Annotated in this window: 15 protein-coding genes; all 15 read left to right on the top strand. The window is 39.2% G+C overall.

The genetic code is table 11. From position 1 onward, the window contains the following. Positions 1–117: 117 nt before the first annotated feature. The gene (locus tag ACPPVU_RS19850) at positions 118–567 is read left to right on the top strand and encodes a GatB/YqeY domain-containing protein (RefSeq protein ID WP_426668432.1); all 450 of its coding nucleotides are present in this window, start codon (positions 118–120) and stop codon (positions 565–567) included. Between the two features lie 119 nt (positions 568–686). Then, complete coding sequence (locus tag ACPPVU_RS19845) at positions 687–1,460, top strand: alpha/beta fold hydrolase (protein WP_426668431.1); 774 nt, start codon at positions 687–689, stop codon at positions 1,458–1,460. Positions 1,461–1,464: 4 nt separating this feature from the next. Next, positions 1,465–2,127 carry a CBS domain-containing protein gene (locus ACPPVU_RS19840; protein WP_426668430.1) on the top strand — a complete coding sequence of 221 codons (663 nt, stop codon included), beginning with the start codon at positions 1,465–1,467 and terminating at the stop codon, positions 2,125–2,127. Positions 2,128–2,227: 100 nt separating this feature from the next. Then, entirely contained in the window at positions 2,228–3,109 is an 882-nt protein-coding gene (locus ACPPVU_RS19835) for an NAD kinase (RefSeq protein WP_426668429.1), read from the top strand. A 9-nt stretch (positions 3,110–3,118) separates the two neighbouring features. After that, a complete protein-coding gene (locus tag ACPPVU_RS19830; RefSeq protein ID WP_426668428.1) occupies positions 3,119–3,904 on the top strand; it encodes a DUF6089 family protein in 786 nt (261 codons plus the stop codon). A 237-nt stretch (positions 3,905–4,141) separates the two neighbouring features. Continuing rightward, the gene (locus tag ACPPVU_RS19825) at positions 4,142–4,657 is read left to right on the top strand and encodes an ExbD/TolR family protein (protein ID WP_426668426.1); all 516 of its coding nucleotides are present in this window, start codon (positions 4,142–4,144) and stop codon (positions 4,655–4,657) included. Between the two features lie 197 nt (positions 4,658–4,854). Beyond that, the gene (locus tag ACPPVU_RS19820) at positions 4,855–5,595 is read left to right on the top strand and encodes an isoprenyl transferase (RefSeq protein WP_426668425.1); all 741 of its coding nucleotides are present in this window, start codon (positions 4,855–4,857) and stop codon (positions 5,593–5,595) included. Between the two features lie 62 nt (positions 5,596–5,657). After that, the gene (gene bamA / locus ACPPVU_RS19815) at positions 5,658–8,207 is read left to right on the top strand and encodes an outer membrane protein assembly factor BamA (protein ID WP_426668424.1); all 2,550 of its coding nucleotides are present in this window, start codon (positions 5,658–5,660) and stop codon (positions 8,205–8,207) included. A gap of 5 nt (positions 8,208–8,212) precedes the next feature. After that, positions 8,213–8,743 carry an OmpH family outer membrane protein gene (locus ACPPVU_RS19810; protein WP_426668423.1) on the top strand — a complete coding sequence of 177 codons (531 nt, stop codon included), beginning with the start codon at positions 8,213–8,215 and terminating at the stop codon, positions 8,741–8,743. A gap of 133 nt (positions 8,744–8,876) precedes the next feature. Further along, complete coding sequence (locus ACPPVU_RS19805; RefSeq protein WP_426668422.1) at positions 8,877–9,389, top strand: OmpH family outer membrane protein; 513 nt, start codon at positions 8,877–8,879, stop codon at positions 9,387–9,389. A gap of 65 nt (positions 9,390–9,454) precedes the next feature. Next, a complete protein-coding gene (gene murI, locus ACPPVU_RS19800) occupies positions 9,455–10,285 on the top strand; it encodes a glutamate racemase (RefSeq protein ID WP_426668421.1) in 831 nt (276 codons plus the stop codon). Between the two features lie 111 nt (positions 10,286–10,396). Further along, on the top strand, positions 10,397–11,467 hold the full coding sequence (nuoH, locus tag ACPPVU_RS19795; RefSeq protein ID WP_426668420.1) for an NADH-quinone oxidoreductase subunit NuoH: 1,071 nt from the start codon (positions 10,397–10,399) through the stop codon (positions 11,465–11,467). Between the two features lie 115 nt (positions 11,468–11,582). After that, positions 11,583–12,170 carry a 4Fe-4S binding protein gene (locus tag ACPPVU_RS19790; RefSeq protein WP_426668419.1) on the top strand — a complete coding sequence of 196 codons (588 nt, stop codon included), beginning with the start codon at positions 11,583–11,585 and terminating at the stop codon, positions 12,168–12,170. Then, entirely contained in the window at positions 12,167–12,712 is a 546-nt protein-coding gene (locus ACPPVU_RS19785; RefSeq protein WP_426668417.1) for an NADH-quinone oxidoreductase subunit J family protein, read from the top strand. Before ACPPVU_RS19790 ends, ACPPVU_RS19785 begins: the two co-directional genes overlap by 4 nt. Further along, complete coding sequence (gene nuoK, locus ACPPVU_RS19780; protein WP_426668416.1) at positions 12,709–13,014, top strand: NADH-quinone oxidoreductase subunit NuoK; 306 nt, start codon at positions 12,709–12,711, stop codon at positions 13,012–13,014. The genes ACPPVU_RS19785 and nuoK overlap by 4 nt, the downstream gene beginning before the upstream one ends. Position 13,015 lies beyond the last annotated feature (1 nt).

The following is a 13,015-nucleotide window of genomic DNA, read 5'->3' as shown; positions in this document are numbered from 1 at the left end:
CCGATATTCGAAATAATTCAATAATGAGTTATTAGATATTTTATGATAGAAAAAATACTAAATTCAAATCCGGTATTCAGGCTAATCAATAATTCAGTAATTCAATAATTAAACAGGATGTCACTTATAACACAGATAGATCAGGATATAAAACAAGCCATGCTGGCCAAACAGGAAGCAAGGCTGAGGGGCCTTCGTGCCATAAAATCTGCATTACTGCTTGCACGCACAGAAAAAGGTGCTTCGGAAGATATTTCGCAGGAAACAGAAATTAAAGTGTTGCAAAGACTGATCAAACAACGTAAAGAATCAGCAGACATCTATAAGACCCAAAACCGCGAAGACCTTTATAAGATCGAAGTGGAAGAGATGGAAGTAATTGAAGGCTTTTTGCCCAAACAAATGGAACGCGCAGAAGTTGAAGCTTATTTGAAGGATCTCATCGGCAGGGTAGGAGCTACGTCTGTAAAAGATATGGGCAAGATAATGGGTGCAGCTAATAAGGAACTTGCAGGCAAAGCCGATGGAAAAACAATATCTGAGCTTGTAAAGCAATTATTAGGATAAATAATGGCTATAATTGTTGCAACTCAATTTCAATAAACTATTTTTATAGCGGATAAACTAATATTGATCCTGGATTAGGATTTGGGAACATTGATTAATACTTAATTTTTACAACTTTTATGGATTTCGTGCTTAAAGAGGAACATGGCTATAGTTACATCGATGAGGGCGAAGGTGAAGTACTTTTATTATTGCACGGCCTGATGGGGGCATTAAGTAACTGGGATGCTGTTATAGAGGAATTTAGTAAAGAGTACCGTGTTATTATACCCATTTTGCCGATATATGATCTGCCGCTGCTTACCACCGGTGTAAAAACACTGGCTAAACATGTGCACAGGTTTGTAAACCATTTGGGACTTTCTAACGTAATCCTATTAGGCAACTCTTTGGGCGGGCATGTTGGGTTGATCTATTGTATCAATCATCCGCAGGTTGTAAAATCGCTGATACTTACAGGCAGTTCAGGATTATATGAGAATGCTTTTGGTGGATCATTTCCACGCCGTGAGAGTTACGATTTTGTAAAAGAAAAGGTTGAATACACATTTTATGATCCTAATGTTGCAACAAAAGAACTGGTTGACGATGTTTTTAAAACAATTAACGACCGTAATCGCGTAATAAGGATATTAGCAATGGCAAAATCGGCCATACGCCATAACATGTCAAAGGATCTGCATAAGATACATATCCCGGTAGCGTTAATATGGGGTAGAAATGATAAAATTACACCTCCGGAGGTAGCAATAGAGTTTAATCAGCTATTGCCGATTTCGGAGTTATACTGGATAGACCATTGCGGGCACGCGCCTATGATGGAACATCCGGAAGAGTTTAACAGGCTTTTGAGAGCGTTTATAGAGAAACATAAAGTAAAAGTAAAGGTATAACCATATGCTTGCAGTTGAGCTGATTGCCGACACGATTCCACCGGTTCACACTTCTGATACCATACAGAAGGTAATGGACCGCCTTGCGGAATTCAGGTTGAAGCACCTGCCGATTGTAAATGAAGAGCAGTTTCTGGGCCTTATAGCCGATACCGACCTTGTAGGAGAAACCGATTACCAGGTACCTATAGGTTCGCTGGCATTATCCCTTGTAAATCCGTACGTACGCGAAGACCAGCATATTTATGATGTGATCCGCCTGTTTTATGAGCAACAGCTAACCGTTGTACCTGTGCTGGATACCAAACAGAATTACCTGGGCCTCATCTCTATCAATAACATGAATGAATACTTTGCCAAGCTCACATCTGTAACAGAGCCTGGAGGTATCATTGTACTTGAGATCACCAATAAAAATAATTCTCTGGCCCACATGGCGCAAATTGTAGAATCAGACAATGCACAAATATTGAGTTCATACGTTCGCACTTTTCCCGATTCAACCCGGATGGAAGTTACTCTTAAAGTAAACAAACTGGATATTTCGGCTATTACCGCTACATTTTTGCGTTACGAATACGATATAAAAGCTACTTTCAATCACAGCGATGATAATGATAACTCAAAAGATCGCTACGACTCATTGATGAATTACCTTAATTTGTAAATTAATACAGGTCCATGGTCAATAGTCCATAGACCATGGGAAAATATAAAAATCTAAACTATGGACCATGGGCTATCAGCTATGGACTTCATAAAAAAGTATGAAAATAGCAATCTACGGCAGGCCATTTAATGATCCGGGTGTAATACCTTATATACAGGAGGTATTTGACGTACTGGCCCAGCATAAGGTTGACATCTACGTGCATAAACAGCTTCATGATCACCTGGACGGCAAGATCAAAGGTGTAAAATATGAAATTTTAAAGGATAACAATTTCCTGCGCAAGTCTGTTGATGTGCTGATCACACTTGGTGGTGATGGTACCATGCTGGATATAGTAACCCTGATATGCGACTCAGGCACACCGGTTATTGGTATCAACTTTGGTCGTTTGGGTTTCCTGGCAAGTGTCAATAAGAATGATATATCCGCAGCGATATATGCAGTAGTACACAAAGAGTTTACTTTAGATAGCAGGGAATTATTAGAAATAGACTCCGAAGAAAAGATATTTGGCAATGACAACTTTGCATTGAATGATATTACCATTCATAAACGTGATGATGCAGCCATGATCACCATGCATGCCTTTCTGAATGACGGGTTTCTAAACTCTTATTGGGGCGATGGTATTATTATCTCTACTTCAACAGGTTCAACAGCCTACTCGTTAAGCTGCGGAGGACCTATTTTGTTTCCACAATCTAACAGTATCGCCGTTACACCAATATCTCCCCATAACCTTAATGTACGTCCTATCGTATTACCGGACAACAGCGTACTCTCATTTGAGGTAGAGTGCCGCAGTGCCAATTACCTGGTATCATGCGACTCAAGAACGGCAATTATTGATAAGACAATGAAGTTCGATATCAAAAAAGCCGGGTTTCAGTTAAATCTCATCAGGTTAAATAATGAAAGCTATTTATCCACTTTAAGGAACAAATTATTGTGGGGCCTTGATGCCCGCAATTATTAATTTATATTGATGCCCAGATTTGTAAGTTTTTTACTCCTCATTTTCATATCCACTACTTTACACGCTCAAACCTGGGAAGTGGGCGGCTTTGCAGGTGGCTCGGCCTATATGGGCGATCTTAATCAGTATAATCCTGTAAAGGTTAGCGGTATTGCGTTGGGTGCTTTTGTACAGCGCAATTTTAATGGCTATTTATCAGCTAAAATTAATTATACCTATGGGCAGATAAGCGGGGCTGATAATACATCATCCAATCCACAGCTAAGGGAACGTAACCTCAGCTTTACAACTCAGCTGAATGAGTTAGCCCTGATAGGCGAATTTAATTTCTTTAAATATATCCCCAAAGTCGGTGAGAACAGGTGGACACCTTATATCTATCTTGGTATAGGTGCAGTAGGGTATAATCCGCAAGCCACTTACCAGGGACAGAAATATGATCTGCGCCCTTTGGAGACTGAAGGCGAATCTAAGCCATACTCTAATATCGCAGCTACTTTTCCATATGGCGTGGGGGTTAAATATAATATAGCAGGTGCATGGAATTTATCTGCCGATATAGGATACCGCAATCCATCAACAGATTATCTGGACGATGTATCAGGAAAATATGCTAATCCTGCCAATCTAAAAAGTGATCTTTCAAGAGCTTTAGCCGATCGTTCCGGTGAAACAACCGGTAATTATATTGGTGTTCCCGGCACTCAACGCGGAGACCTGAGGCCAAAGGATACCTATATGTTTGTGGGCTTCAGTATATCCTTCACCTTTTTAACTTCTAAGTGCTATTATTAGCATTTCCCTTTCCCTGATCAAATAAAGTAAAATCCATTAGTGTCCTATATTGTCCTGCTGTCTTGTAACTGTACAACAAGACATAACAGGACAGTTTAATCGCCTTGTACGATACTATTATCGTCACTTCGTCTATTTTAACAAATAATATTTCTTTTATACAATAATTAACAAATTATATTCGTTTTATTTGTATATTACGAAACAATAAATTGTTTAACCTAAAATCCTAAAGTCATGGCTGAGTTAAATGCATCCGAAAAATCAGGCAAAAGAAATTCACGCAGGACACAAGCCCCACGTATTGATCTTACTGCCATGGTCGATCTCGCTTTTTTGCTGATCACCTTTTTTATAATGGCAACTTCATTGGCAAAGCCCAAAGCAATGGACCTGGCTATGCCGGTGGGGGAAAATGAACCCGTCCCCGAAACACGCACAATGACTATTTGTCTTGGCAAGGATAACCAGGCACTCTGGTATATGGGCATGCCCGAAAGGCCCCTGACATCTCCGCAACTGGTTAACTTCAGCAAAACAGGTTTGCGTACTGCGCTTATAAATACAAGCAAAAGTGTGTTTGAGAAAACTGGAAAGCCGATGATCGTCGTACTGAAACCGAGTGCACATTCTGTTTATTCCAACTTCGTATCAGCTTTGGATGAATTGAATATCACCAATATACAATCCTATGCCGTTGCACAGATATCACCAAAAGATATCGATATGCTTAAACAGCAAAAGGCCTTTTAAACCAACCTTATCTCGTGTTTAATCGCCGGTGTTCATCAGCAACATTGGCGATTTTGTGTTTTTATAAGCTTTTGAGCCATATTTAAATAGAAATTTTGTGGGCATTTTCTTTTTATCCTGCATACTAAAAAAGTACAAAGTAAGTTTTACCTTTGTACCCTGAAAAAAATGGCATAAGTTGTTGAAAGTACGGTTAAATGGGATTTAAGGACCAGATTGATTTATTAAAATTACCACAGCATATTGCGATCATTATGGATGGTAATGGTCGTTGGGCTAAAGGTAAAGGCAAATTAAGAGTATTTGGCCATCGCAATGGAGTGCTTTCTGTAAGGGATGTTGTTGAAGGTGCCGGCGAGATAGGAGTAAAATATATCACCTTATACACATTTTCGTCCGAAAATTGGAGCCGTCCTAAACTGGAGGTTTCAGCAATAATGGAGCTTATGATCAGTACTATTCATAAAGAGATCAACAACTTTATGAAAAATAATGTACGTTTGAACGCTATCGGCGATCTGAAAATGCTACCCGAAAAATGTTACAAGGAGCTTGCGGGTGCGATTGATAAAACTGCTAACAATACAGGTATTGTACTTACACTAGCTTTGAGCTATAGCTCCAGGCGCGAAATTGTACAAGCCGCAAAGAATATTGCCAGCAAGGTGCAGAAAGGGGAGTTGGATATCGCAAATATTGATGAGGAAACTTTTGAGAATAATTTATATACCAGTGGGATGCCTAATCCGGAACTATTGATCAGGACGAGTGGCGAATACCGGATAAGTAATTATTTATTATGGCAAATTGCATATGCTGAATTGTATTTTACGCCTAAACTATGGCCCGATTTCAGAAGGGAAGACCTTTACGAAGCCATTATTGATTATCAAAAACGTGAGCGGCGTTTTGGTATGATCAGCGAGCAGCTCAACTAAATTTTTACTTTTAACACTTTTTAACAACTGTATAAATTATTTTTAGCCCACAAAATATTCGAATGAATAAATTTCTTTTTGCTATTCTTTTCTCGGTAATAAGTACTGCCGCCATTGCCCAGGTTTCTAATCCCAGACCCTCGTTATCTAAATCGATACCTGCAGATAGTCTGAGTTATTTAAACCCTAAGGATTATATTATTGGCGGTATTTCCGTTTCCGGCACAAAATACCTGGATAAAGATGTATTGGTACAGATATCAAAACTTAGTAAGGGCGACAAGATCAATCTGCCCGGCGAACAAAACGCTGCAGTGATCAAAAGAATGTATGATCAGGGACTTTTTGATGATGTACAGTTAAATATCACTAAGATCAACCTGGATACAATTTACCTTGAAATTGCCGTAGTGGAACGGCCGCGCTTATCGAGGATGCATATAACAGGTATAAGAAAAGGTGAGATAGAAGATCTGCAAAAGAAATTGAGTGATAAAAACTCAAAAATTGTAAATGAAAACTTACTAAGTACTACAACCGCTATCATAAAAAAACACTTTAATGAAAAAGGCTTTTTGAATACGACGGTTACCATTAAACAAAGGAAAGATCCGGGAGATGCCAATAGTGTCATATTGGATGTTGCAGTTGACAAGAAGCAGAAAGTAATGATCAATAAGGTCATATTTGAAGGTAACACAGCATTCTCAAGTAAGAAACTTAAAAAATACCTGAAAAAAACCCGCGAGCGAAAATGGTATAATCTATTCGGATCGAAAAAATTCAAGAACGATAAGTACGAAGAGGATAAAACAAACCTGGTTACCCAAATGCAGGATAAAGGTTATCGTGATGCCCAGATAGTAAGTGATTCTGTCTGGAAAAATGATGAGAAAACTGTAAATGTTAAAATAAAGGTGTATGAAGGCCATAAGTACTATTTCGGAAATATCACATGGTCTGGCAATGCACGTTACCCTACAGCGCTTTTAAGCAAGTTGCTGCGTGTTAAAAAGGGCGATGTTTTCAGCGAAGAGGAACTAAGTAAAAGATTATCTGGTCCTACGCCTAATAACGACGACGTTTCTACCCTTTACCTGGATGGTGGTTACCTGACATACAATGCTGACCCCGTTCAGACAAAAATTTATAATGACACCGTTGATCTGGATATAAGGATATATGAAGGGCCTCAGTATACCATTAACCGTGTGCTTCTTAAAGGTAATGATGTTACCAACGATAAAGTGGTAATGCGTGAGATCAGAACAAAACCGGGACAGAAATTTAATAAGGAATTGCTGATTCGCAGCACACGTGACATAGCACAGTTAGGTAACTTTGACGAGCAAAAAACCGAGCCAAAGCCAACCAATATCAATCCTGCTGATGGTACTGTTGATATTATCTATAATGTGGTTGAAAAACCATCAGACCAGATCGAACTTTCAGGTGGTTTTGGTGGCGGACAAATAGTTGGTACGCTGGGCTTAACATTCAATAACTTCTCGTTAAAGAATATTTTCAACTTTAAAGCTTATAAACCATTGCCAAAAGGCGACGGGCAGAAATTGAGTTTGAGAGGCCAATCAAGCGGTCGTACCTATCAAAACTATTCCTTTACATTCTCAGAACCATGGCTAGGTGGTAAAAAGCCTATCTTCTTTGCATTATCGGCATATACACAGCTAAGCTCTACCGGTCAGTATTATGCTAAAACCGATCCGAATTATAATAATTTGCGCATAAATGGTATTGGTGTTACATTAGGTAAACGTTTAAACTGGCCTGATAACTATTTCCAGTTAAACTATTCATTAAACTTTGACCACTATAATCTGGATAATTATCCTGGTTACATATTCCAGAACGGAACGTCGTATAATATTAAATTAACGCAGGAAATAACCCGTAACTCTCTTGATGCACCGATATTCCCTACACAGGGGTCAAACATCAAACTTACGTTACAAGGAACACCGCCGTACTCATTATTTAATAATATCAACTACAAAATAGCAACTCCGGAAGAAAAGTATCATTTTGTAGAATACTACAAGTTTAAATTCGATGCACAATGGTTTCAGAAAATTGTTGGTAAGCTGGTTTTGATGTCGCAGGTTAGGTTTGGTTACCTGGGTGAATATAATTCCATCGTTCCTCCATCTCCGTTTGAAAGGTTTAAATTAGGCGGTGATGGTATGCAGAGTTACCAGTTTTTACAGGGTAGTGATATCATTGGTTTAAGAGGTTATCAAAACTTCTCTATTGTTCCGGAAGGATCAAATTACAATGCAAATAACAATCCGGGTAGTCCGATATACGACAAGTTTACGCTTGAGGTTCGTCACCCCGTTATTGCCAGTCAATCGGCAACAATATTTGTGTTGGCTTTTGCTGAGGGAGGTAATGTTTGGAATAGCTTCGATCAATTTAATCCTTTTAATATCAGGCGTTCGGCAGGTATTGGAGCACGAGTATTTTTACCTATTTTTGGATTGCTCGGATTGGATTATGGTTATGGCTTTGATAAGATACCTGGCAATCCAGGTGCAAATAAAGGACAATTCTCGTTTTCAATTTCACAGAGCTTGAACGGCGGATTTAATTAATTTGAATGAAGAAAATAATTTTATTATTGTTTCTTACGTTTACAGCGTTTACAAGTACATTTGCTCAGCGTTTCGCATTTGTCGATTCAGACTATATATTAAAACATATGCCTGAATATGCGGCTGCTCAAAAACAGTTGGCAGCGTTATCAGATCAATGGCAGAAAGAAGTGGACGGTAAGTCTCAGGAGCTTGAACGATTGTATAAATCATATGAGGCTGACCAGGTTTTAATGACAGCGGATATGAAGAAACGCAGGGAAGTTGAAATTTCCGATAAGGAAAAAGGTGTTAAGGACTTTCAACGTCAGAAATTTGGTCCGGATGGCGAACTTTCAAAAAAGAGCACGTCTTTGATAAAACCCATACAGGAACGGCTTACCAAGGCAATACAATCAGTTGCCGAAAGCGATGATCTTGACATGATATTTGACAAAAACAGTGAGGTGATTATGCTATATGCTAACCCGCGATATGATAAAAGTGCGGATGTAATAACAAAACTTGGCCTTAAACCCGGGGTATTTGCCAGGTAAAGCTATTGTGAGCCTACGCTGATTAGCAAAAATGAAAGAGCGCTCATAATAGTCTCATAATCATTGAAAACAAATAATATATTTGAAAAGCTTAAAAATAAAATTGAACTATTATTAAACACAAAAAGAAAAAATGAAAAAAGTATTTAAAGTTGCTTTAGTTGTGGCATGTATCGTATTTGCGGGAAATATGGCTAAAGCTCAAACCAAAATTGGTTACATCGCATTAGACCAATTGGTTGATCAGATGCCAGAGACTAAAACTGCTATAGCCAGTATTACGGCATATAACAAACAATTCATTGATCAGTTAACTACAATGAATAACGAATTGCAGTCAAAAGGCCAGGCTTACCAGGCACAACGTTCAACTATGACAGATGCTATTCGTACATCCAAAGAAGGTGAATTAGCGGATCTTCAAAAACGTTTCCAGGATTATCAGACTACTGCTCAGCAGCAAGTTGAAGCCAAAAGAAATGAATTAGGTAAACCTATTATCGAGAAAGCACGTGCTGCAGTAGCACAGGTAGCTAAAGAAAAAGGTTATACTTATGTGATCAATTCATCACAAACTGACCTGGTTGTATCACCTACAGGTGATGACCTGATGGCTGAAGCTAAAGTCAAACTGGGATTAAAATAAGAAATCGATAATAGATTCATATTTAAAAGCGTCCTGATTACGGGCGCTTTTTTTATTTTTACAAAGTGTTAAATAAACAACCTATAGGTATTTTCGATTCGGGCTATGGCGGGTTAACCGTTTTCAGGTCAATTGCCGATCAGCTTCCCGGTTATGATTATATTTATTTAGGTGATAATGCAAGGGCGCCTTATGGCAACCGGTCATTTAAAACTATTCATGAGTATACATGGGAGTGTGTACAGCTGCTTTTTGAAATGGGATGTCCCTTGGTAATCCTGGCCTGTAATACAGCATCGTCAAAAGCCCTCAGGACAATTCAGCAACAGGATCTTAAAAATGAAGATCCTTCAAAAAGGGTACTTGGAGTTATCCGCCCTACAGCAGAAGTGATAGGAAATTATACCCAAACAAAACAGATAGGCGTGCTGGGAACAAAAGGTACCGTTCAATCAGAGTCATACCTTATCGAGATCAATAACTTTTTCCCGGATGTAAAAGTTCATCAACAGGCTTGTCCGCTTTGGGTACCGCTTATTGAGAATGGCGAGTCTAACCAGCCCGGAGCAGATTATTTTGTGAAAAAATATCTTGACCAGGTGTTAGCCCAGTCCGATCAGATCGATACGATATTGTTGGCCTGTACACATTATCCTTTATTACAGGAAAAGATCAGTGCTTATCTTCCTGCTCATATTAAAGTTGTACCGCAAGGCGATATCGTTGCAAAAAGTTTGAAAGATTACCTGGAACGCCATCCTGAAATGGAACATAAATTTACCAGGGGCGGTACCCAACAATTCTTCACTACATCAGATGATACTGCAGATTTTGATCATCATGCTTCGATCTTTTTTGGCGAACAGGTGAGGTCAAAATATATCCCTCTAAAGTAATTCGGAGTAATATTATTATACATTGTCTATAAACTTAATCTGATTTATTAGACAGTATTAATTAAATATTTCCGGGCATTTGTTAAGTTTGCAGTTAAAGCAAACTGATCCTTGAACTTTTACATTAAATATTTCATCATCGCTGTTGGCCTGTTTGCTTTTTCAGGCTTCTTTGCACTATTTGGTGTGTATGCTGAGCGTAAAGTGTCGGCATTTATACAGGATCGGCTTGGCCCAACTGAGACCGGAAAGTTTGGCTTGCTTCAGACTTTTGCCGATATGCTAAAACTGCTGATTAAGGAGCTGATCATACCTGCGGCTGCAGATAAGTTGCTTTTTATGCTTGCCCCGGCAATTATTTTTATTGCGGTGTATATGGGTTTTGCAGCAATACCCTGGGCACCGGGCATAGCACCATCCAATCTTAATTTGGGTTTGTATTATATTTTTGCGATCCTTTCAATAGAAACTCTGGGTATTCTAATGGCGGGTTGGGGATCAAATAATAAGTTCTCTATATTAGGTGCAATGCGGTCTGCTGCGCAGATCATATCTTACGAGATACCTGCCGGTTTTGCTATTATTTCAGTAGTGATGATCGCGCAATCGTTAAATTTGCAAACTATTTCGGCTCAGCAGGGGATACTATCAACAGAAAAGGCAAGCTTTTTAGGTATATGGGATGTATCGCATAATGGAGGTATACTGGCCTGGAATATTTTCAGGGCACCGCATTTAATTATTGCTTTTGTGATCTATTTTATCGCGTCATTAGCAGAAAGTAACCGGGCACCTTTTGATATACCCGAGGCTGAATCAGAACTGGTTGCAGGCTTTCATACCGAATTTACCGGCATGCGGTTTGCCTTCGTTTTCTTGGCTGAGTATTCCATGATGTTCCTGGTATCAATGGTTGGGGTGATATTGTTTTTGGGTGCATGGAACACACCATTGCCCAATATAGGTTCAGTCCGGTTAGCCGACTGGACAACAGGCACAGCCTGGGGTATAATATGGACGGTGGTTAAAGTGTTAGCATTGGTAGGCGTTCAAATGTGGATACGCTGGACTTTACCAAGATTAAGGGTAGATCAATTAATGAACCTATGTTGGAAAGTATTAACCCCGTTAGCATTTTTATGTATGCTGATATCAGGAGTGTGGCGGTTGTGGGGGATGTGAGGTTTTATTTCGGATTTCGGATGTTCGATTTCGGATTTAAAATAATAGTATAAAAGATCAGTAGTTCAGACAGAGATTAGTGTTTAGGATTTAGAGTTTAGAATTTATATAATCAGTGATAAAAAACGCAATAAACGGACTTACTACTGCATGGAAAGGTTTAACCCTTACCATCGGGCACCTTTTTGCGTCGAATTCTAAAAGGAAAATAACGCCGGTAAGTAACGATAACTACTTTAAAAACCTGGAAGGGACAAACACCATACAATATCCTAAGCAGGAGTTGCCTATTCCGGAAGTAGGCCGTTACCAGTTAGAGGTAGAGATTGATGACTGCATAGTTTGTGATCTTTGCGCCAAAATATGCCCGGTTGATTGTATTGATATTGAGGCTATAAAAGCGACGGAAGCCATCGGTCAAACGTCTGATGGGACAACTAAACGGCTTTATGCCGCTAAGTTTGATATTGATATGGCCAAGTGTATGTACTGTGGTTTGTGTACCATTGTATGCCCAACGGAGTGCATCATCATGACCAACCAATATGATAAAAGTGTATTCGAGATAAAAGACCTTACCTATGAATTCTCGGATATGACACCTGAAGATGCTGCGGAAAAACGCGCTTTGCTCGATAAACAATTAGCCGAGCGCCAGGCTGCCAAGTTAGCCGCTATGCAAAAAAAGGAGGGCGGAGCATGACCTTAAAGGCATTGTTTTACCTGATGGGATTTATGACGCTTGCTTCGGCAGTATTTGTGGCAGCCAGCAAAAACCTGGTGCGCAGTGTTTTTATGTTTTTTGTGACGCTGTTAACTTTGGCCGGTTTGTATGTACTGGCTTTGGCTGATTTCATTGCCATTACCCAGATCGTAATTTACGTAGGGGGGATTTTAGTACTGATCCTGTTTGCCTTTATGCTGTCCGGCAAAGAGACATTGGCCAACTTGCAGCAACAGAGCAGCAATTTTATCAGTATAAGCAAACTGCCTGCACTATTGCTTGCAGTATTGTTTTTTATCGTGCTGATCAATATCCTGTTTAAAAGTGACATCAATAATTTACAATGGGTAAAAGAAGCCGTTGCCGGGAAAAACACATTTACCCCAACCGACAATACCGTGAATAATATTGGCATCAACCTGATGACCACTTATTTGCTGCCATTTGAGGCGATATCTATTTTATTGATGATGGCATTAGTAGGCGCTGCCCATTTATCACGAAAGGAGAATAAAACATGATATCTTTATCTGATTTCCTCCTGGTAAGCGCCGGATTATTTTGCACAGGCATATACATCATCCTTACAAAAAGAAATGCCATACAAATATTAATCGGTATTGAATTAATGCTGAATGCAGCCATATTAAACCTGGTAGCATTTGGCAAATACGACCGCTTCAATAACGGTGGACAACTTTTTGCCTTATTTGCCATCGTACTTGCAGCAGCGACAACAGCCGTAGCTTTGGCAATCATATTAAATGTTTACAAGAAATATAAAACGATCGATCCCGGAAAGATTGATGAATTAAGGGATTGAA

The sequence above is a fragment of the Mucilaginibacter sp. McL0603 genome, from assembly GCF_049992945.1.
In the GTDB taxonomy this organism is placed as follows: Bacteria; Bacteroidota; Bacteroidia; order Sphingobacteriales; family Sphingobacteriaceae; genus Mucilaginibacter.
The sequence above is the reverse complement of the archived record's forward strand: the minus strand, read 5'-3'. Positions and strand labels throughout refer to the sequence as shown.